A 22,301-nucleotide genomic window follows, 5' to 3' on the forward strand; every position below is an offset into this window, starting at 1 on the left:
TAAAGGTTGGTTAAAGGTTTGGTTTTTTAAGTTTTTGAAAATTATAAAAAATTACAAATATTTTTTGACTCATAAATAGTTGTTTTTAATATTTTTAGTGCTTTTTAAAAATGAATATTTTTTTAGTCTAATATTAATTTTTATTAAAATAATTTTATATAAATATACAGGTTTTAAATACCAATATTTATTTTAAATATCTGGTTTTTTATTCTAAATGTGAACATTAAGGATTAAGGATATGCAATTAACGGAAGAGCAATTGCTAGCAGCATACCGACGGATGCGAGATATTCGTGAGTTTGAGGATCGACTGCACGATGAAAACAATACAGGTGATATTCCTGGCTTTATTCATCTTTACAGTGGTGAAGAAGCTGTAGCCGTTGGAATATGTGAAAACTTGACGGACAAAGATTTTATTACCTCAACACATCGTGGGCATGGGCATTGTATTGCCAAAGGATGCGATATCCACGGGATGATGTTGGAAATTTTCGGTAAGGATGACGGACTTTGTCGAGGTAAGGGCGGTTCAATGCATATTGCCGATTTGGACAAAGGCATGCTTGGCGCCAATGGTATTGTGGGCGGTGGACCTCCTTTGGCAATTGGTGCAGCTTTGACTGCTAAAACTTTAAAAACGGGTGGAATCGGTTTGTCTTTTACAGGTGATGGAGGCTCTAACCAAGGTTTAACTTTTGAAGCCATGAATATGGCAGTGGTCTTAAAATTACCTGTTATTTTTGTTTTTGAAAACAATGGTTTTGGTGAAGGCACAGCACATGACTATGCCGTTGGTAGCAAGGATATTGCGGGTCGTGCAGCTGCTTTTGGCATGCCTGCTGAAAAAGTTGATGGGACAGATTTCTTTGCTGTTTATGAAGTCGCTCAAAAAGCCATTGAGCGTGCACGTCGTGGCGAAGGTCCGAGTGTGATCGAAACCATCACCAATCGTTTTTACGGGCACTTTGAAGGTGATCCTGGATTAATTCGTTCAAAAGAAGAACTTGATTATGTCAAAGAACATAAAGACCCACTGAAAATTTTTCGTGAAAAAGTCAAAGGAAAAATTGAGGACGCCAAACTGGATGCGATTGATGCAGAGTCAAAAGCCAATGTGGATGCAGCGGTAGCAAAAGCACGTGCAGCCAATTATCCAGAAGCTTCTCAACTTCTCACCGACGTTTACGTCTCTTACTAAAGGAATAGTAAAGCAATGCCAAATAAAAGTTATCGAAACGCGATTAAAGAAGCGATTGAATCAGAAATGCGTCGTGACCCCACAGTGATTGTGGTAGGTGAAGACGTACGTGGTGGTCATGGTGGCAAAAACACAGATGATAATAAGCTCGAAGGTTTTGGTGGTGTGTTGGGTGTTACCAAAGGTTTATGGACTGAGTTTGGTTCAGAACGTGTGATTGATACGCCAATCACTGAGTCAGCCATTATTGGAATGGCAGCAGGTGCCGCAGCAACAGGTTTACGCCCTGTAGCAGATCTGATGTTTATGGATTTCTATGGCGTTTGTCATGACATGTTATATAACCAAGCCGCTAAATTCCGTTATATGTTTGGTGGAAAAGCCAAAGCACCCTTAGTGGTAAGAGGCATGATCGGAGCAGGTTTTTCTGCGGCTGCTCAACATTCACAATCACCTTACAACGTGTTTGCCGCTGTGCCAGGTTTAAAAGTGGTTGTACCATCCAGTGCTTATGATGTGAAAGGCTTGCTGATTCAAGCCATTCGTGATGATGATCCAGTGGTTTTCTGTGAACATAAGTTGCTTTATGACATCAAGGGAGAAGTGCCAGACGAGTCATATAGCATTCCATTTGGTGTAGCCAACTACACACGTGAAGGGACAGATATTACCATTATTGCGTTGAGTTTAATGGTACATCGCGCCAATGAGGTTGCTGATAAATTAGCAAAAGAAGGCATTTCTGTTGAAGTCGTTGATCCACGTACCATTTCACCTTTGGATGAGGATGGGATTTTAGAGTCAGTCGCGTCTACAGGTCGTGTGGTTATTGTGGACGAGTCGGCTGCGCGCTGTGGTTTTGGGCATGATGTTGCCGCATTGATTGCGCAAAAAGGTTTTCATTATTTGAAAGCACCGATTGAGTTGGTGACACCACCACATTCTCCTGTACCTTTCTCACCCGTTTTGGAAAAAGAATGGTTACCAAGTGTAGAGCGTATCGAACAGGCTGTACGTAAAACGTTGGAGGCTTAGGATGAGCGAAATCAAAACTTTAGAAATCCCAAAATGGGGTTTGTCCATGGAAGAAGGGACAATTGCGCAATGGCTGATTCAAGAGGGGGCGCAATTTAGCAAAGGACAAGAAATTTGTGAAATTGAAACCACCAAAATCGTCAATGTGCTTGAAGCGCCCTTTGATAGTACTTTGCGTAAAATCATTGCCAAAGCAGGCGATACTTTGCTGGTGGGCGAATTAATTGCGATTTGTGCTGATTCACAAGTTTCAGATGCAGAAATTGATGCTTTTGCCCAATCTTTAACGGGCACATCGACAGTCAGTGAAAAGCAATCCCATACAAACGCACCAGAAAAAACATCAGAAGAGGTATCAGCCACTCAGGCTAAAACAACAGTCGCTACTGTGACTCAACCGAATAATTTGACTGAACAGAATAATGCTGTAAATACTCAGAAATCTATTGTTCAAGGTGGTTATTCAATTCCTGTCGTATTGCAAGGTTATCAACAGCGTGACGAGATTTTTGCGACACCGCATGCTTTGAAATTGGCTGAAAAGCATCAGGTCAATTTGGCAAAAATTACTGGTACAGGACGACAAGGGCGTATCAGTGTCCATGATATTCAACAAGCCGTTCAAGCTGCTGGAGGCTCATGGCCAGATATTCGTCAGCAAGCCAGTGCTAAAGCAGCGAAATCTAAAGCAGATGACAGTCTAGTGTTAGCAACACCTGTTGCACGCCGTTTAGCTAAACAATGGGGCATAAATCTGCATGATTGTCGCGCATCAGGCACCAGAGGTCGAGTCTGTAAAGAAGATGTAGAAGCCGTTTATCAGCGTGAAAACCCTGTACAGACACAACAATGCGATCAGGACAATACAACGCAATCAGCAAAATCTACCACAATTGCCATGAACGGTATGCGTAAAGCCATTGCATCACGACTACAGGAAGCAAAACGTAATGCACCACATTTCCGTTTAACTGTAGATCTCAATGTTGAAGCAATCCAAGCATTACGCCAGCAAATCAATAGCACTGTCCCCCAAGTGAAGTTGTCGATTAACGATATGCTGATTAAAGCTGCTGCCGCTGCTTTGATGAAAGTACCGCAAGTCAATGTACAATATGATGAAAAGAATCAACAGATTTTACAGTTTGCACAAGCCGATATTTCTGTTGCAGTGGCGATCGAGAATGGATTGATCACACCGATTATTAAAGCGGCCGATAGTAAGTCTTTGGCACAAATTTCAAATGCAATGCGTGATTTGGCGACACGTGCCAAAACTGGAAAATTAGCGCCTGATGAATTTCAGGGGGGGAGTTTCAGCATTTCTAATTTAGGCATGCTCGGCATTCAGCAATTCGATGCCATTATCAATCCACCTCAGGGTGCAATATTGGCGTTAGGTGCAGCAGAAAAACGTGCGGTCATTGAAAAAGACTCGATTGTGATTCGTCAAATGGTTACCGCAACCTTGTCTTGTGATCACCGTGTGATTGATGGTGCATTGGGGGCGCAATTCTTGGCAGCATTTAAGCAGTTTGTTGAAAATCCTGCATTGATTTTAGTGTAGGAGATTAAATATGTCAGAGACAAAATTTGATCTTATCGTGATTGGTGCAGGTCCAGGTGGTTATGTTGCTGCGATTCGTGCAGCACAGCTGGGCTTAAAAACCGCAATTGTTGAAAAACAACATTTGGGTGGGATTTGCCTCAATTGGGGGTGTATTCCCACGAAAGCACTGTTAAATGGAGCAGCATTGGCGCAACAGTTTAAACATTCGGAGCGATTTGGTTTTCGTTTGGGTGCAGTTGAATTTGATATTCAGCAATTGGTTCGACATAGCAGACAAGTTTCAGAGCAATTGGTGCAGGGTATTGGACAGTTGTTGAAGAAAAATCAAGTAACGGTTTTTAATGCAACTGCACGATTCACTGCCAAAGAACAGTTAGAGCTGACTGATACGCAGGGACAAAAACAGCAGATTTCAGCACCGCATATTATTGTCGCAACAGGTGCTAAAGCAGCCAACTTAGCGCATATCCCTGTAGATGGTGAGCAGGTGTGGAGTTATCGAGAAGCCTTAGTTCCTACACAATTACCTCAATCCTTATTGGTGATTGGTTCTGGGGCAATTGGAAGTGAGTTTGCAAGCTTATATCAAGACTTGGGCTGTCAAGTGACTTTGGTGGATATAGCCAAACAGATTTTACCCAGTGAAGACCTTGAGGTTGCTCAATATGTACAAAAGCAATTTGAACAGCAAGGAATGAGGGTTTTAACAGAAGCTGCAGTACAAAAAATCGAACGGGATCATGACTTGGTACATTGCCATATTGAAACTGCACAAGGGGTGCAAGTTGTGACTGTGGAAAAGGTGCTTTCAGCAATAGGTGTTCAACCGAATACACAGCATTTAGGTTTAGAAGCACTGGGAATGGAATTTGAACATGGTTTTATCAAAGTCGATCCATGGTGCAAAACCAATGTTGCTGGTGTTTATGCAATCGGTGATGTTGCTGGTGCACCGTGTTTGGCACATAAAGCCAGTCATGAAGCTATTTTATGTGTGGAAAAAATTGCAGGTCTTGAACATGTACATGCACTAGATCGTACTCAAATCCCTGGTTGTATCTTTACCCATCCGCAAGTGGCGAGTATCGGTTTGACTGAACAGAAAGCCAAAGCAGCAGGATTGAATATCCATGTTGGTAAGTTTCCATTGCAAGCCAATGGTAAGGCATTGGCGTTGGGTAAAACTGCAGGCTTTGTCAAAACCATTTTTAATCAAGAAACGGGTGAGTTGTTGGGCGCACACATGGTTGGGCACGAAGTCACTGAACATATTCAAGGCTTTGCTATTGCCAAATATTTAGAAGCTACAGATGAAAGTCTAGCGCAAGTAATTTTCCCACATCCTACTTTATCTGAGGCGATGCATGAGTCGGTCTTATCGGCAATGCAACGTGCAATCCATATCTAAGGAGTCACAATATGCCTAAAGGTTTAAACAACAAAGTTGCACTGATTACAGGTGCAGGACAAGGAATAGGACGAGGCATTGCCTTACGTTTGGCACAAGAAGGCGTACATATTGCGCTGGTGGATCTTCGTCAAGAAAAGTTAAATGCTGTGCAACAAGAAATTGAAGCATTGGGTGTAAAGGTCACCACATTTATTGCAGATATTGCTGATCCAATACAGATCAGTGAAGCTATTGCACATACAGAATCATCTTTAAATGGTTTTGATATCATGATCAATAATGCTGGCATTGCGCAGGTTAAAGCTTTAGCTGAAGTCACACCCAGCGAGTTTAACCAAATCATGAATATTAATGTGGGTGGTGTACTTTGGGGAATTCAAGCCGCAGCGAATAAATTTAAACAACGACAACAGCAGGGAAAAATTATCAATGCCTGCTCGATTGCAGGGCATGAAGGCTTTGCTTTGCTAGGCGTTTACTCTGCAACGAAGTTTGCTGTCAGAGCATTGACACAAGCTGCTGCTAAGGAGTATGCCAGTGCAGGTATTACGGTCAACAGCTATTGTCCGGGAGTCGTGGGAACAGATATGTGGGTCGAAATTGACCAACGCTTTGCTGAAATCACAGGTGCACCTGTAGGCGAAACTTATAAGAAATATGTTGATGGCATTGCTTTAGGTCGAGCTGAAACCCCAGATGATGTGGCTGCTTTGGTTGCCTTTTTGGCAAGTGAGGATGCAAATTATATTACTGGTCAATCTATTTTGACTGACGGTGGCATGGTCTATCGTTAGAGTCTGAGGACATTTCAACAATGTATTGGGTGATCGGTTAGAACGACATAAACAAGGCATGAGATGCAGATATTCGCGATGTCTTGGTTAAGTTTTCTATTATCTTTATAAGGAATAGTTCTATGAAAGCGGCACGTTTTTATGACAAAGGGGATATTCGTATTGAGGATATTCCAGAACCTCAAGTCCTTCCCGGAACTGTGGGAATCCAAGTCGCATGGTGCGGCATTTGTGGTACAGATTTACATGAGTTTATGGAAGGTCCGATCTTTATTCCACCTTGTGGGCATCCGCATCCAATTTCTGGCGAATCTGCACCTGTGACCATGGGGCATGAATTTTCAGGTGTGGTCTATGCGGTCGGTGAGGGAGTAGAGGATATTCAGGTGGGGCAGCATGCTGTGGTCGAACCTTATATCATTGCAGATGATGTACCCACGGGTCCGAATGATCATTATCACTTGTCAAAAAATATGAACTTTATTGGTTTAGGTGGACGGGGTGGTGGTTTATCAGAAAAGATCGCTGTACAACGACGCTGGGTTCATCCGATTTCTGACAAAATTCCATTGGATCAAGCTGCACTGATAGAACCTTTATCTGTAGGGCATCATGCTTTTGTGCGAAGTGGGGCAAAGGCTGGTGATATTGCTTTGGTCGGTGGTGCTGGTCCCATAGGATTATTACTTTCTGCAATTTTAAAAGCCAAAGGTTTAACAGTCATCATCACTGAACTGAGCGCTAAACGTAAAGAAAAAGCTTTAGAAGCAGGTGTTGCGGACTATGTGCTTGATCCATCACAAGTGGATGTGGTGGCAGAAGTGATGAAACTGACTCAAGATAAAGGCGTAGATGTTGCATTTGAATGTAGTAGCGTCAATAAAGTCATGGATACTTTGGTTGCAGCCATGAAGCCTACAGGTGTGGTGGTGATCGTGTCAATTTGGAGTCATCCTGCCACTATTAATGTGCATAGTGTGGTGATGAAAGAATTGGATATTCGTGGCACGATTGCTTATGTCAACGATCATCAAGAAACCATACGTTTGGTTGAGCAAGGTAAAATTAATCTAGAACCATTTATCACTCAACGCATTGCTTTAGATGATTTGGTATCGCAAGGATTTGAAACTTTGATTCATAACAATGAATCTGCGGTAAAAATTATTGTACATCCTTAAAGGGGTAAAAGCACTTGAATAGACAAGGGAGTCTTTGAACAATCAAACTGTAATGATCAGCTATCAATCCTATAGATATTAAAACGGTCTTCTCCCTTTGGGAGAAGATAAAGGATGATGGGCTTTTATTTGTTGAATGATGCTTTGAAACCAGTTTATAAAAGTGATGAATGGTGTAAAAAGCAAAATAACTTAAATGGTTGAGTGAGATTTGATTCATCAGATTGATATAAAATATGAGAGAAATTGTGCGTATATTTCCATAATTATGAATTTAAAATTAAATAAATTTTAAATAAAAAAGTTAAAATTTTTATGAAATTATTTTTTTAAATATGATTAAAAGACATTAATTATCAAAAATTAATATGAATTTTTAAATTATTTTAAGTCAATATTTCAAGTAAATAATCATGATATTTATTGAACAAAAAATAATCTTGGGTGAAAATGCTCATGCTTAAAATGAAAAAAGAGGGAAGCTTATGTGGATATTCTTGAATCAAAAAATAAAGTATTTACTGTCGATATGCAGCCTATTAATGTTCAGCAGTTTAAGCCATTTGGCGTGGGCTGAAGGTAATTGTCCTCAGGGTATGTATCCAGTGGGTGGGCAGGGTGTCATGGGATGCGCACCAATTCCTAATTACGGTGGTGGAGGGGGTGGCTATCAAGCGCCAACTTATTACACTTATGCGGTTGTCGGAGCAATTGCTTCAGGCAGTAATGGGGTAGTTGGACATTCTTTCGCTAAAGTATTCCGTGGAGATCTCCGTGCAAAAGCTGTAAAAGACTGTCAGGAAAAGGGTGGAACGCACTGTGAGGTTTGGTTTACTTACCAAGAAACCCAATGCGCTACCGTCGGTCAAGCGAAGGGCACAACCAAATTATATGGACAAGTCACGGGTAGAGATCATACATTTAGAAAGAAATTTGGACGTGAGAGTGTGTTATCACAATGCCAACGTGACGGTTTTAGAAAAGATCAATGTGAGGTCGTTTACGAGCGCTGTAGCGGCATCATGTAATACTAAAATGTATTTTTTAAATGGGCTGACAAAGCTATAAATATAAAAACTGATCAAAAATTTCAAAATCATTATTTTTAGAATCTTATGTGCATTGTCAGCTTATACAGTATTTTTCTATTAAAATTATAAAACCTTAAAATATGATCTGGGTTGATAAACAAGATGATCATCCTTGGTACACATCTTTCAATATTGTAATCTTGGTTTAAATACCGACATATAACTTGAATATTCATTTAAAAAAATAAGGTATTTTGCATGATTTAAATATCATTAGCATAAATTAAACACACTTTGTAAATGCTGACGACATAGTTTCAGCATTGTTTGTCTTGTTGAATTTGTTCATTTTCTTAGCAGGATAAACAAGGAAGTAGAATAATGAAGAAGGCACTCTTAATTTTGGGATCAATGGGTATGTTAGCGAATATGCCTGTTTTAGCAGCTGATTTAAGTATAGGCGATCCTAAAATAGAATCAGGGGAACTGAAACTCACAGGCGCAATTCGAACCCGCTATATGTACAAAGATTATGTTGTCGAGGCAAATGAGGGCTCTAAAAATCAGGATTGGCAACTTGCCGATATTAAAGCTGTTTTGACTTATGAAAACCCCAATTGGATCGCTTCGATGGATGTTCGCTGTTATCAATACAGTCGTTTATGTGATGCTTGGTTTTTAAAAGATGCATGGGCAGGCTATAAGTTTTCAGATCAGCAGCGTTTGTCTGTCGGGTTTCAATCTGTAGATTTTGGTTTTGGTCGATTATGGGGCAATAGTTATTATGAAACATTGCTGAACACAGTAGGTTTTGAAGACATTCAAAATCTAGGGCTAAAATATCAATTTAAAAATGATCAATACAATTTTAATTTAGGTTTCTATCCTACTGATGGTGGAAATTATACAGGCACATCCAAAGATGCAAGTCGATACAGTGGTAATTTTGTTCAAGCAGATGATTTAAGTCAGGGTACAGATATTGAAGAAAAAAATATGTGGATCACTCGTTTGTCTAGAAAGTTTGATTTGGACAAATCACAAAACTTTTCGACTGAAATCGGTGGTTCATATTGGTATTCAGAATTAGAAAACAATCGAACTCAACAAGATGGACATCGTCGTACATGGGCTGTATTTAACACCTTGAACTACCAAGCATGGCAATGGCTATTTTTGGCAGGTGAGCAAAATATTAACAATGCGGACAATTTGCTACCAAATAGTTCGACTATGGGAGCCTTCGATTATCCATACCAAGTGGCAAATAAAGGCAAGTTTATGTCTAATGAAATTAATTATACATTGGCACAGCCTTTTCATCAGTTGGAGAATATAAAACCTTATTTGGCTTATAGTCGCTACTTTAAAGATCAAACAGCTTACCAAGATTCAGATCGACTCACCGCTGGGGTGTATTTTAACTACAAAGCAATTGGCATTCAGGGCGAATATATTTGGAGTCGCAATGATCCGATGACTGGAGGCGGTGCAAACGGTCTTGCACAGGGAGAAAGTAATCAGTGGAATAAATTGTTTTATTTATCACTAGGCTATTATTTCTAAACAAAGCATGACCAATGGGCCAGCTTTATCCAAATAAGCTGGCTTTTTAATTGAACTGAGGTTTAAAGAGAGTGATGTTTAATTGATGCCTATCTGGGAATGAGCTGTTGGTGATCAAGCGTTAGCTAACTCTCAAAATTAGTGCACCGATTAAAATAATACAGGATGATAGAATTCGGGTGATCGTAGCACGTTCTTTTAAAATGAAAATCGCAATCAAAGTCGCAAATAAAATTGAAGTTTCACGCAATGCGGCAACGATGGCAACAGGTGCGAGTGTCATTGCCCACAAGGCGAGACCATAAGAGAAAAATGAACCGATTCCACCGATTAAACCAAGATGCCAATTTAAACGGAAATAATTCCCCATCTGTCGATACTGCATTTTTAAGGCAAAAATAAAAAAAATCAGTCCAGAAAGTACAAAACTCCATAAGATATAAGAAATAGCTGATCCAGAAAGGCGAATCCCATGTCCATCCACCAAGGTATAACTCGCAATCAAAATTGCATTTAGCAAGGCTAAACCAATCCCTTTTCGTCCCTTTTTAGGTGCGGCGAAGATCATGGATAAAATGCCGATGGAAATCGTGATGATACCAAGCCATGCATAGAGTTCGAGCTTTTCATCCAGCAACAATGTCCCTAAAACAGCAACGATAAGCGGTGCAGTACCTCGCATTAATGGGTAGGTCAGTCCCATGTCTGCGATATGATAGATTTTTGCGACCATACCAAAATAGACAATTTGTATCACTGTAGATGCTAAAATATAAGCCCAGCTTGCACTGTTGGGCATCGGGAAAAAGGGCAGCAATAGCATGGCTAAAACTGCTGCTGATGCTGTAACCAGTACGGTGGTTAAGAACTTATTTGAGCCCGCTTTGACAATCGCATTCCATGTTGCATGAAATACTGCTGCCAGTAAAATTAGACCAAATATCGTTGTGCTCATAGTTTAAGTGTCAGTAGATCATCAGTTTTATCAAGCTGATGATTGATGATATTTAAAAAAACAAAAATCTAAGCATACCTATAAAAATACCTTCTCAGCGCTTTGTTGAACAGATTCTACAGGTTGAATCAACTGTCCTCGTGATAGGTTTTGGATATGTTGCAAACGATTCAATAATTCATTTTGAATAAACAAAATACAGGTTTGTAATTTGGATGAACTTTTCAAACGTGATGGATAGACTGCCCATACATCTGCATCTTGCCAATATTCAGGAAGAATGTGTTGTAACTGTCCACTAATCAATTCATCGGCAACATCCCAAATTGAACGTAAAATAATCCCGTGACCTTCTACAGCAAGCTGGTGAATAATTTCACCATTGTTTGAAATAAAGCGCGGTGTAACATGTACAGACATATCTTCTGAGGCGTGACGTAATTTCCATAATACAGAGGATTGATCACGCTCACTAATGGTTAAACAGTCATGATGCCGTAAATCTTCTAAATTTTCAGGCGCACCATTTTTAAGGATATAACTGGGTGCGGCACAAAAAATCCGAAAATTAGGCACCAGTTTTTTTGCAATCATATTGGGTGCAATTTCGTTACCAATACGAATATCCAAATCAATACTGTGTTGAATCAGATCCTTAGTATTATCAATGGTATCAAACTGTATCTCCAGTTTTGGATACATGGTCATCAGTTTTGACAAGATGGGCGCCACATGTTTTCGACCAAAGCCAAAGCTGCTGACAATATCCAGATGTCCTGTTGGCGTACTTAATGGGTTATTGACCAGTTCACTAATCTCATCAAACTCGTCCAAAATATGCGCAACACGATCGAGTATAAGTTTGCCATCTTCCGTCAAACTGACATGGCGTGTACTTCGATGAAATAATTTACAATTTAAATTGGTCTCTAAAATGTTGATCCGCTTACTAATAAAAGCAGGCGAAACGCCAAGCTCATCCGCAGAATCGACAAAACTCTTACGTTTTGCGACTGTGCAAAAAACCTTTAAATCCGATAGGTTAGGTAGATTATTCACGATCCGTGTCCATTGGGGTGATAGTTTTCTTATTGATCATTTTTGCTGAAAACAGCATGTTTACATCTAAGGATATTAACCAAAGGTGTAAGGGAGCGTTATGGCAAAAAAGTATAAAGTTGCCACGATTGCAGGTGATGGGATTGGTTTAGAAGTTCTACCAGAAGGAATCAAGGTTGTAAAGGCAGCGGCTGATAAATATGGTATTGAACTCCAAATGGATACCTTTGATTGGGCAAGCTGCGATTATTACCTTGAACACGGCAAAATGATGCCGGATAACTGGTTTGAGATTTTACAGCAATATGATGCAATCTTCTTTGGTGCTGTGGGCTGGCCTGAAAAAGTACCCGATCATATTTCACTTTGGGGCTCATTGCTGCAGTTCCGCCGTCGTTTTGATCAATATGTGAATTTACGCCCAGTTCGATTAATGCCAGGGGTGAAATGCCCACTTGCAGGTAAACAGCCAGGTGATATTGATTTTTATGTGGTGCGTGAAAACAGTGAGGGCGAATATTCCGCAATAGGTGGCAAAGCTTTTGAAGGCACAGATCGAGAGTTCGTATTACAGGAAGCGGTATTTACTCGTCATGGGGTAGATCGCATTTTGAAATATGCATTTGAATTTGCCAGTCAACGTGATGCTCAAAAGATCACAGCTGCAACCAAGTCCAATGGAATTGCTGTCAGCATGCCATATTGGGACGAACGTGTGGATGAAATGGCAAAACAATATCCGCAAATCAAAGCAGATAAACAACATGTTGATATTTTAGCTGCCCGATTTGTACTACAGCCTGAACGTTTTGATGTAGTGGTTGCATCGAATTTGTTTGGAGATATTTTGTCTGATTTGGGACCTGCATGTACAGGAACGATTGGTTTAGCAGCATCTGCAAACCTCAATCCTGAACGTAAGTTTCCATCACTGTTTGAGCCTGTACATGGTTCTGCTCCAGATATTTTTGGTCAGCAAATTGCCAACCCGATCGCTGCAATCTGGTCAGGTGCCATGATGTTGGATTTCTTGGCAGATGGTGATGAGCAGGTGATTCAGGCAGGACAAGACATTATGCAGGCGATTGAACATATCTTGGTTCATGGACCTAAAACGCCGGATGTTGGCGGAACTGCAAAAACTTACCAAGTTGGAGATGCCATTGCATCATTTGTAACTCACGAGAAAATGGATTTATTCGCTATGGAATAACCACCATATGGAATGATCAAAATCCAAGATGGATTGAATAGATATGGATAATCAAAATACAAAACTCTATACAGATAAGACCTTAGCCATAACCAGTCTTGCCGTTGTGTTTATTTCGGTGGCTGGTTTAGCGATCTACTCATCTGAATCAATAGAATTGGCTTCTAAATGGATGCATTGGACGACTTCGGTGTTCACCACGCCCGTGCTTTTATTTGCCTTTTTATCAATTATTTTTACCTTTGGTTTGGCATTTAGTAAATACGGCAAAATCAAGTTGGGAGAGGGAAAACCTGAATACAGCACCATGTCGTGGATTTTTATGTTCATTTTATCGGGCATTGGTTCTTCGACATTGTATTGGGGCTTTTTGGACTGGGCATATTATTACCAAACCCCGGGCTTAAATTTAGCACCCGAATCTGCCGAAGCACTCAAATACAGTGTGGCATATTCATTCTTTCACTCTGGTTTAAGCGCATGGTCGATCTATGCACTTGCGTCTATTTCACTGTGCTATAGCTATCATGTGAGAAAGAATAAAGGCTTGAGCTTGGCTTCGATAATTGAGGCGGTTACAGGGTTTAAGTCAACAGGACCCGTTGGACGTTTGGTTGATTTAATGTTCTTGCTGTGTATGTTTGGTGCCTTAACCATTTCATTGGTACTGACCGCAGTGACCTTTACCAATATTTTGTCGCAGCTTACCGGTATTCCAAATACCTTTATGACCAAGGTCGTCATCATTTTTGCGGTATCGATTTTATTTGCCCTGAGTTCTTATGTTGGTATGGACAAAGGGATGCAGCGTCTCAGCCATATGGTTTGTCTGGGTGTGGTACTGTTTGCAATCTATGTTCTGTGCTTTGGACCAACCCAATTCATTATGAATAATTCATTGATGAGTTTTGGTCTTATGGCAACCAACTTTGTTGATATGAGTTTATTTACAGACCCGATGGGCGATGGAAAGTTCACCCGTGAATGGACGGTCTTCTATTGGTTGTGGTGGATTTCGTATGCACCGGGTGTGGCGCTCTTCGTTACTCGTGTTTCTAAAGGACGCACCATTAAAGAAGTGATTTTTGCCATGGTGATTGGTGGTAGCGTTGGTTTATGGTTCATCTTCGGTGTATTTGAAAACTACAGTGTATATAACTTTATTCATGGCATGGTGAATGTTCCCCAAGTCTTGAGTCAGCAAGGCGGTGAAGTTGCGATCAGTCAACTGTTGGGGCTTTTACCAGCAGGCAAGCTGATGATGTGGATTTTCCTCGGCATTATGGTGATTTTCCTTGCAGCGCATATGGATGCGGTTGGTTATGCCGTCTCAGCAACCTGTACACGTGGCTTAAGTGAAGGACAAGATCCATCACCAAATGCTCGATTATTCTGGTGCTTGATGCTGACCTTGGTACCGATTGCGATGATTTTTTCTAAAGCACCTTTAGACACTATGAAAACGGCAACGATTGTGACCGCCTTGCCTTTTATCGTGATTATTCTGATACAGACGTATGGCTTAGTGAAATGGTTGATTGAGGATTATTCAAAGATTCCATCACATCTGATTGAGCAAAGTAGCTTTAATGAATTGCAATCATTGGATCATGCAGAAGCCAATAAGCATATGCATATTGATGTTGCCATTGAACCGATTGCAGATAAGGCAAGTCAAAAGGAATTGTCATGACAGCACAATCGAACATGAACTATGAATTAAGTGAAGAAATGCAAAGCTTAGTGTATTGGAGCAGTATTTATTCACCTGCGGATCAGGATATTGATTCAATACGTGCTGCCTATGATGCAATGTGTTTACATTACACTTTGCCAAGAGATGACACAGTCAATATTGAAGATAGAGTCGTACCGCATATCACGCATCCAGTGAATGTTCGATTGTATTCACCATTAGGTGAAGCACCAGAAAAAGGGTGGTCATGCGTTGTTTATATTCATGGCGGTGGTTGGATGGTGGGAAATTTAGATTCACATGAATTTATCACCCGTTATCTGTGTCGTGATCTCAATGTTGTGGTACTGAGTATCGATTACCGATTAGCGCCTGAACATCACTTTCCAGCAGCTTATGAAGATTGTGAAACGGTTTACCTCTGGCTTAAACAACATGCGATTGAATGGAGTATTAATCCAGATCAAATCGTATTAGCAGGAGATAGTGCAGGTGGTAATTTAGCAGCATCACTGGCAGTTCAGTCACAACATACGGCAAATCAAGCATGTGGTCTTGTACTGATTTATCCAAGTCTAAGCACCCAGTTTGATAGCGAATCTTGCCAGCTACATGGACAAGCACCGTTACTGAGCGTAGCGGACATGCGTTATTACTTAAAAGCTTATGCACCCAATGAAAATGATTGGCAAGACTTACGTTTATCGCCGTTGTTCGCACAGGATTTTTCTGGTATGCCAGCGAGTTTTATTGCTGTAGCAGAGTATGACCCTTTAAGTGATGACGGACGTATTTTTGCTGACAGCTTAAAACAAGCCAATATCGAAACGGAATTTTATCTTGGAAAGGGATTGCTACATGGCAGTCTACGCTTAGTTCGTGATTGCCCAGTCGTACAGGATTTATATCAGCAGATGCTGAGTTCAATAAAGCAAATGCTCAATTGATTTGGGCATCAGCCAATTTTTAATGAAACGGTCGTTAGGACAAAAAGAGTTTAATGGAGTAAAACCATGAATGCAGTTGAAAAATTACCCGAAGATTTCTGCTCAAACCCAGATGTAGCATGGACCTTCCCAAAAGTGTTCTATACATCTTCTCAAGTTTTTGAACGTGAGAAAGAAGAAATTTTTGCAAAAAGCTGGATTTGTGTGGCACATGGCAGTGAAGTTGCACAAGCCAATGATTATATTACCCGTAAGGTGATTGGTGAAAACATCATTGTGATCCGTGGTAAAGATAATATTTTACGCGCTTTCTATAATGTATGCCCACATCGTGGTCATGAGTTGCTCAGTGGCAGTGGTAAAGCAAAAAACGTGATTACCTGTCCATACCATGCATGGACATTTAAGTTAGATGGTAGCTTGGCTTTGGCACGTAACTGTGACCATGTTGAGTCATTTGATAAACAAAACTCAAGTATGGTGCCGTTAAAGGTGGAAGAGTATGCAGGTTTTATTTTTATCAATATGGATGAAAATGCAACTTGTGTAGAAGATCAGTTACCTGAATTTGCCCAAAAGCTCAATGAAAGCTGTGCAGTCATCAAAGATTTAAAACTTGCAGCACGTTTTGTCACTGAAACACCAGCAAACTGGAAAGTGATCGTTGATAACTATATGGAATGTTATCACTGTGGTCCTGCACATCCTGGTTTTGCAGATTCAGTGCAAGTCGATAAATATTGGCACACCACACATCAAAACTGGACTTTACAATACGGTTATGCTCGTTCTTCAGAAAAATCATTCAAATTAGATCCATCTGTTCAAGACCCAACCTTCAGTGGTTTTTGGACTTGGCCATGCACCATGTTTAATGTTCCACCAGGCAGCAATTTTATGACAGTGATTTATGAATTTCCTGTTGATGCTGAAACGACCTTACAACATTATGACATTTACTTTACCAATGAAGAACTCACTCAAGATCAGAAAGATTTGATTGAATGGTATCGTAATGTATTCCGTCCTGAAGATTTAAATCTGGTTGAAAGTGTGCAACGTGGGTTGAAATCACGGGGATATCGTGGTCAAGGTCGTATTATGACTGATAGACAACGTTCAGGTATCAGCGAACATGGTATTGCATATTTCCAAAATCTGGTTGCGCAATACCATCAGTAATTCATCAATTTAGAGGTGCGGCAAATCTAGCCGTACCTTCTTTTCACTTTATAGGATCATGACATGACAAGTTTGCAAGGTCGTCAGTTATTTCAACAACGTGGATTGGTCAATGGTCAATGGATCGATGCTCAATCTCATGACACTGTACCTGTAACCAATCCAGCAACAGGTGAAGAAATAGGTGTGATTCCGAATATGGGAACAGCTGAAGCAACGGAAGCCATTGAAGTTGCTTATCAAGCATTGGCTTCATGGAAAGCGTTAACTGCACAGCAACGTGCAGATTTATTGCTTGCTTGGTATCAGTTGGTGTTGGCGAATGCAGATGAGCTGGCATATATCATGACGGTTGAACAGGGTAAACCTTTGGCTGAAGCATTGGGTGAAGTGAAATATGCGGCTTCATTTATCCAATGGTTTGCTGAAGAGGGAAAACGTGTTTATGGTGATGTAATTCCAACCACCAACAATCAACAACGTTTTATCATCAGTAAAGAGCCTGTCGGTGTAGTAGCTGCAATTACACCTTGGAACTTTCCAATTGCGATGATTACCCGTAAAGCAGCTCCTGCTTTAGCAGCAGGCTGTAGCATTGTGATTAAACCCGCCAATGAAACACCATACAGTGCTTTAGCCTTGGCGAAGTTAGCTGAAATGGCAGGTATTCCTGCTGGTGTAATCAATGTTGTAACCGGTAAATCACAAGAAATAGGGGCGGTATTTACCAGTCATGAAAAAGTTAAAAAATTAACATTTACAGGGTCTACGCCTGTCGGTCGTTTATTGATGCAGCAATGTTCAAGCACCATTAAAAAACTGGCATTGGAATTGGGTGGAAATGCACCGTTAATCATTTTTGATGATGCTGACCTCGATAAAGCTGTTCAAGGTGCGATTTTTGCTAAATTCCGTAATGCTGGACAAACGTGTGTTTGTGCCAATCGTATTTATGTGCATGACAAGATTTATCAGGCATTTACTGAAAAGTTTGTGCAAGAAGTGCAAAAATTCAAAATTGGCAATGGTCTTGAAGCAAACGTACAGATTGGTCCTTTAATCAATGAAAAAGCGGTCGTAAAAGCCCAGCAATTGATTGATGATGCCTGTGAAAAAGGGGCGCAAGTGGCTTGTGGCGGTAAACCGCATGCATTGGGGCAAACATTCTTTGAACCCACGGTTTTAACGGGTGTAAATCAGCAGATGGAAATCGTACAAGAGGAAATCTTTGGACCTGTTGCACCACTGATTCGCTTCAGTGAAGAAGCAGATGTCGTTGCACAAGCCAATGATACGATTTTTGGTTTAGCGGCTTATGTCTACAGTGAAAATATTTCGAGAATTTGGCGCGTAGCTGAACAACTCGAATATGGCATGGTGGGAATGAACTCCACCGCAATTTCCAATGAAGTCGTTCCGTTTGGTGGTGTTAAACAATCGGGTGTGGGGCGCGAAGGTTCAAAATATGGTTTAGAAGAATTCATGACCATTAAATATATGTGTTTAGGCTTATAGCAACAACACAGGTTGGTCGATCAGTGAAGATTAGCCAGCCTGAAATCTGCGCTTAAAATTAAGAAATGCTTGTATGAAGCAGCATGTGGTAAAGAGGATTTAGACATGGCAAGTCATTATGAAATGTTTCCATCAGTGGTTACTCGAGTAGAACAACTCACCCCATTGATCAAACGATTTACATTTAAACGTCAGGATGGACAAAATTTCCCTCAATTCAATGGCGGTAGCCATATCATTGTGAAAATGAATGATCAGCTTTCCAATGCTTATTCACTGATGAGTTGTGCTGAAGATCTCTCGACTTATCAGGTCTGTGTGCGTAAGGATGTCGAAGGCAAAGGCGGATCAGTGTATATGCATGATCAGTGTCTAGAAGGGTGTGAAATCGTCATTTCTGAGCCTAAAAATCTATTTCCTCTGGCTGAAAATGGTAGCAAGCATATTTTAATTGCTGGTGGGATTGGTATTACGCCGTTTGTACCTCAAATGGAGGAGTTGGCGGCGCGTGGCGCAGACTACGAGTTGCATTATGCTTTTCGTTCACCAGAACATGCAGCATTATTAGAAGAACTTAAACAAAAACATTCAGCACATATTTTTAGCTATGTCGACTCAGAAGGCAAAAGCCTTGACCTCGATCAACTTATCGCATCACAACCTAAAGCAACACATATATATGTATGTGGACCTAAGCCGATGATTGATGCTGTGATTGATCGCTGTAATTTTCATCGTTATCGTGATGAATATATTCATTGGGAACAATTTGCTTCAACTGTGCCTGAAGAGGGTGAAGCTTTTACGGTGGTACTGGCGAAATCTAATCAGGAAGTTGAAGTACAAGGCAATCAAACGATTCTACAAGCCATTGAAGCATTAAATATTGATGTGGAATGCCTCTGCCGTGAAGGGGTTTGTGGGACTTGTGAAACTACAATTATTGAGGGCGAAGCAGAACATTTTGATCAGTATTTGAGCGATGATGAAAAGTCTTCTCAACAGTCGATGATGATCTGCGTTTCTCGTGCCAAAGGTCGGAGATTAGTACTGGATTTATAAGTTGAATGATGATTTTACTTTTAATTTAATGTAGCTATTTATTTTAATAATAGTATAAAAATCTAAGCGCTGTAGCTTAGTCCTTATGGTACTTCTACAGCTCTTTTTAATGTTTCATATAAATATTCATAATCTTTACTTCTTGCATCTTGTAATGTTTCCTTAATTTGCTCATCACTCCAACCTAAATATTTAACATGCGTCAGAAAGCTTGCAATCAAGACTAGACTATGATCACCTTTTCGCAGATAGGTACGTTTCAGTTTTTGTTTGGTTACTTTTTTTAGCAAAACTTAATACCTCCTTTTTTATTAATTTTATTTAAAAAAAAAGGGGTAGACTTTCCATATCGTGCATAATTTCTTGTCATTTTTAGCAAAACCAGTTTTTTTATTGAAAGATTTTGCATTTATGAAATAGAGCTGAGTATCTATCAACAACTTATTTAATATCTTAAAAATATTGCTAAAAGAGAAATATGAGGTTGATTTTATGGAATATAGTCAATTGATTAAAGAACACACAAATTTTCAGAGATGAAAAGCTGATAAAAAACTTTTGCTGAGCGAGGGGCATATCCTATACTTACGCAACATGGCGACATGAATGTCGCCTCACAATAGAAAAATCAGCAATGATTCAAAAGTGAAAAATAAATGAATCATCAAGTCTGCTTAGAATTTGTATAAAAGTATAAAGTTCACCGAATAGAAATAATTGAAATCAAATCACTTGTATGAATCATCAGGTAGTTTGACAATAAGGACAAAGATAGATCCAAACAATAAGCATAATGCTTCCTAGTATTATTAAGAAAATATAATACTTGGCGGAAAATTATGTTTTTAAACAAACATAGTTAGTCTCATCGTCTTGTATGAAAAATTGCCTCATACACTTTTTGTATTGATGATGATTCAAGATATTTAGGCGTTGCGAAGTTGATATTTGATCTAGTGAAAGCGCTTTCAAGATTAAATTAAACTAGGTCTAAATCATATATTTTGATCATTCCATATAAGAACAGAGTTTAGGATTGATAGTGTTGATATTTTTGTCCATATGTCTTTTTCTCCATTCTGAAGGTGATATACCAGTCCATGCTTTAAAAGCACGATTAAAAGAGGTTTGGTCCTTGTAGCCAAGTAAAAATGCGATGTCGACAATCAGTAAACTGCAATTTCTCAAATATTTCTTTGCCAAACTTTGACGGATACTGTTTAAGATATTCCTAAAGGATAATCCATTCTTTTTTAAATCAATTTGCAATAATCTAGGTGAGGTGTTTAAAGACCTGGCAATGGTTTGAATTTTAACATCATTACTTTCTAAAGCCCGTAGAATACTTAGATTGACAAGTTCTCTTAATGAATCTTGTTTCGGCATTTTTTTGAGTAATGCATTGGCATGGTTGGTCAGAATTGTCAAAAGATTCGGGTCATGACTTTTAAACGGGATATGTAAGAGTGAACTGGGCAAAATAATTTTAGTTTGTTCAGTATTAAATTGGATCGGGCAATTAAAATATCGCATATATTTTTCCAAATCTTTTGGCTCGGGTATTGCTAGCTCTAAACCAAGAAAAATATTTTCTTCACCCCCCAAAAGCTGTTTGAACTGTTGGTAAATGATCGCCACATGCATTTCTTCAATGATCTTGCTTTCTTGGATATAGATGCCTGCTTGTAAGTAGGCGGGTTGGTCCCATGATATTGAGAAAGTATTTGGTTCAACACGAATTTTTTTGGGAAGATAATTGAACCAAAGTTTTTCGTATTTGGGTAAAATTTTGATGTAATCCGATAATGTATTGCAAGATTGTGCAATATAAGCAACCACACCGATATGATTAGGCTGAAATAGGGCAGCAATATCTAGCCCTAAACCATCATAAGGATACTGTTTATCAATGACTTTAATTTTTTTTAACCACTCACCAAAAGTAATGTGACCATTTAAGCTGCTTTGAGTTTTTTTGGGGAATATTAGATGATTTTTTTTGCAAAATTCATCTAATAAGACCGTCAAACTTGTTGTGACACTTTTGGTTTTTAAAAATGATTTCATCACTCCTCCAAGTATTTTACTTTGACACGACTGTTAATTTGATTTAGGATCAATAGAGGTATATTTCATCTTTCATTTTTTTTGCGAGCAAAACGGTTTCATATCAATAAAATGACACATCGTTTTCTGAACAAAATCAGTCCGTTTAGCGTGTTGTGCGTTAAGTTTTAAATTTAGAATAAATTCTAAGCTTTTGTTTTAACTTAATTTATTCAAAATTATCACTTATTTACTATAATATTAATTCCATTCATTAATCATGATGTTTTCTCATTGATACTCTATAGAAAATTGAGCATTTGCATTGGCTAGCCCTGCCTTTGCTTGCGCTTTGGTCACGATATAATTGGCATAAAATAGCGCAGAAACACGACCATTACTGTCCACCACGAAATCTTCACTTTTTTTGCCCAAAGCTAAGCGTTTCTTGTCTTGATCCCTAATTTCTATCGCAATATTCTCAGCTTTATTGACCAAATCATCGATGGCGAGAAGCTCTGCATTGTCGCTATCACGTACGCCCTCAAAAGTAATCGTCACTGTACCGTTAGCAGGGCAATTACTCATTTCAAAAGGAATCGGAGTTGCTTTGGATTGACTGCCAACGGATGGTAAATCTTTGGTAGCAATTGTTCCGAGACGAATATATTTATCTTGCTCAGAGCTTAAAACACCGCAAGTTACAGTGGTGACATTTCCATAGAATTCAATGTTTACACGTCCTAACTCAACATTAGAATCTTGAGCATTCGCATGTTGATAAATGCTGCAACAAAAAATCACGATCATCGTTGTTATCTGTTTCATTTTTCT

At 39.5% G+C, this 22,301-nt stretch carries 19 protein-coding genes; 14 read left to right on the forward strand and 5 right to left on the reverse strand.

What is annotated here, in order from left to right; translation table 11 throughout:
* Nucleotides 1-241: 241 nt before the first annotated feature.
* From TOL5_RS05195 to TOL5_RS05230, 8 genes are all read left to right on the forward strand, one after another.
* Nucleotides 242-1,204: a thiamine pyrophosphate-dependent dehydrogenase E1 component subunit alpha gene (locus TOL5_RS05195; RefSeq protein ID WP_004829598.1), complete on the forward strand. Its 963-nt coding sequence runs from the start codon at nucleotides 242-244 to the stop codon at nucleotides 1,202-1,204.
* A 15-nt stretch (nucleotides 1,205-1,219) separates the two neighbouring features.
* On the forward strand, nucleotides 1,220-2,239 hold the full coding sequence (locus TOL5_RS05200) for an alpha-ketoacid dehydrogenase subunit beta (protein WP_004829597.1): 1,020 nt from the start codon (nucleotides 1,220-1,222) through the stop codon (nucleotides 2,237-2,239).
* A 1-nt stretch (nucleotide 2,240) separates the two neighbouring features.
* Complete coding sequence (locus TOL5_RS05205; RefSeq protein WP_221260668.1) at nucleotides 2,241-3,806, forward strand: 2-oxo acid dehydrogenase subunit E2; 1,566 nt, start codon at nucleotides 2,241-2,243, stop codon at nucleotides 3,804-3,806.
* Nucleotides 3,807-3,816: 10 nt separating this feature from the next.
* Nucleotides 3,817-5,217 (forward strand): dihydrolipoyl dehydrogenase, encoded by a 1,401-nt coding sequence (gene lpdA, locus TOL5_RS05210; protein WP_121774674.1) that lies wholly within the window; start codon nucleotides 3,817-3,819, stop codon nucleotides 5,215-5,217.
* A gap of 11 nt (nucleotides 5,218-5,228) precedes the next feature.
* Nucleotides 5,229-6,014: an acetoin reductase gene (locus tag TOL5_RS05215; RefSeq protein ID WP_121774673.1), complete on the forward strand. Its 786-nt coding sequence runs from the start codon at nucleotides 5,229-5,231 to the stop codon at nucleotides 6,012-6,014.
* A 122-nt stretch (nucleotides 6,015-6,136) separates the two neighbouring features.
* Nucleotides 6,137-7,195, forward strand: a complete 1,059-nt coding sequence (locus TOL5_RS05220; protein ID WP_198114433.1) for a 2,3-butanediol dehydrogenase — start codon at nucleotides 6,137-6,139, stop codon at nucleotides 7,193-7,195.
* Nucleotides 7,196-7,737: 542 nt separating this feature from the next.
* Nucleotides 7,738-8,223, forward strand: coding sequence for a DUF4189 domain-containing protein (locus TOL5_RS05225; protein ID WP_010590958.1), 486 nt, complete (start codon nucleotides 7,738-7,740; stop codon nucleotides 8,221-8,223).
* Nucleotides 8,224-8,607: 384 nt separating this feature from the next.
* Nucleotides 8,608-9,792 carry a hypothetical protein gene (locus tag TOL5_RS05230; RefSeq protein WP_121774671.1) on the forward strand — a complete coding sequence of 395 codons (1,185 nt, stop codon included), beginning with the start codon at nucleotides 8,608-8,610 and terminating at the stop codon, nucleotides 9,790-9,792.
* Nucleotides 9,793-9,913: 121 nt separating this feature from the next.
* Here TOL5_RS05230 and TOL5_RS05235 read toward each other — a convergent pair whose 3' ends face one another.
* Nucleotides 9,914-10,747 (reverse strand): DMT family transporter, encoded by an 834-nt coding sequence (locus TOL5_RS05235; protein WP_121774670.1) that lies wholly within the window; start codon nucleotides 10,745-10,747, stop codon nucleotides 9,914-9,916.
* A 78-nt stretch (nucleotides 10,748-10,825) separates the two neighbouring features.
* Nucleotides 10,826-11,806, reverse strand: a complete 981-nt coding sequence (locus TOL5_RS05240; RefSeq protein ID WP_042086387.1) for a LysR family transcriptional regulator — start codon at nucleotides 11,804-11,806, stop codon at nucleotides 10,826-10,828.
* A 100-nt stretch (nucleotides 11,807-11,906) separates the two neighbouring features.
* Between TOL5_RS05240 and TOL5_RS05245 the strand changes: the two genes are divergently transcribed.
* From TOL5_RS05245 to cntB, 6 genes are all read left to right on the forward strand, one after another.
* On the forward strand, nucleotides 11,907-13,019 hold the full coding sequence (locus tag TOL5_RS05245) for a tartrate dehydrogenase (RefSeq protein ID WP_058971596.1): 1,113 nt from the start codon (nucleotides 11,907-11,909) through the stop codon (nucleotides 13,017-13,019).
* 37 nt (nucleotides 13,020-13,056) lie between these two features.
* On the forward strand, nucleotides 13,057-14,712 hold the full coding sequence (locus TOL5_RS05250) for a BCCT family transporter (RefSeq protein WP_162987686.1): 1,656 nt from the start codon (nucleotides 13,057-13,059) through the stop codon (nucleotides 14,710-14,712).
* Entirely contained in the window at nucleotides 14,709-15,662 is a 954-nt protein-coding gene (locus tag TOL5_RS05255; protein ID WP_046760532.1) for an alpha/beta hydrolase, read from the forward strand. The genes TOL5_RS05250 and TOL5_RS05255 overlap by 4 nt, the downstream gene beginning before the upstream one ends.
* A gap of 66 nt (nucleotides 15,663-15,728) precedes the next feature.
* Nucleotides 15,729-16,844 carry a carnitine monooxygenase subunit alpha gene (cntA, locus tag TOL5_RS05260; RefSeq protein ID WP_005033186.1) on the forward strand — a complete coding sequence of 372 codons (1,116 nt, stop codon included), beginning with the start codon at nucleotides 15,729-15,731 and terminating at the stop codon, nucleotides 16,842-16,844.
* Between the two features lie 63 nt (nucleotides 16,845-16,907).
* The gene (locus TOL5_RS05265) at nucleotides 16,908-18,359 is read left to right on the forward strand and encodes an NAD-dependent succinate-semialdehyde dehydrogenase (protein ID WP_121774668.1); all 1,452 of its coding nucleotides are present in this window, start codon (nucleotides 16,908-16,910) and stop codon (nucleotides 18,357-18,359) included.
* Between the two features lie 105 nt (nucleotides 18,360-18,464).
* Nucleotides 18,465-19,421: a carnitine monooxygenase, reductase subunit CntB gene (cntB, locus tag TOL5_RS05270; RefSeq protein WP_005033180.1), complete on the forward strand. Its 957-nt coding sequence runs from the start codon at nucleotides 18,465-18,467 to the stop codon at nucleotides 19,419-19,421.
* 83 nt (nucleotides 19,422-19,504) lie between these two features.
* On the opposite strand, the gene TOL5_RS05275 is transcribed toward cntB, so the two are convergent.
* The 3 genes from TOL5_RS05275 to TOL5_RS05285 form a co-directional block, all read right to left on the reverse strand.
* Complete coding sequence (locus TOL5_RS05275; protein WP_009586753.1) at nucleotides 19,505-19,711, reverse strand: hypothetical protein; 207 nt, start codon at nucleotides 19,709-19,711, stop codon at nucleotides 19,505-19,507.
* A gap of 718 nt (nucleotides 19,712-20,429) precedes the next feature.
* On the reverse strand, nucleotides 20,430-21,488 hold the full coding sequence (locus tag TOL5_RS05280) for a helix-turn-helix domain-containing protein (RefSeq protein WP_009586707.1): 1,059 nt from the start codon (nucleotides 21,486-21,488) through the stop codon (nucleotides 20,430-20,432).
* A 270-nt stretch (nucleotides 21,489-21,758) separates the two neighbouring features.
* Nucleotides 21,759-22,295: a fimbrial protein gene (locus TOL5_RS05285; protein ID WP_221260669.1), complete on the reverse strand. Its 537-nt coding sequence runs from the start codon at nucleotides 22,293-22,295 to the stop codon at nucleotides 21,759-21,761.
* Nucleotides 22,296-22,301 lie beyond the last annotated feature (6 nt).

The organism is Acinetobacter sp. Tol 5, from assembly GCF_019702905.1.
Lineage (GTDB): Bacteria > Pseudomonadota > Gammaproteobacteria > Pseudomonadales > Moraxellaceae > Acinetobacter > Acinetobacter bereziniae.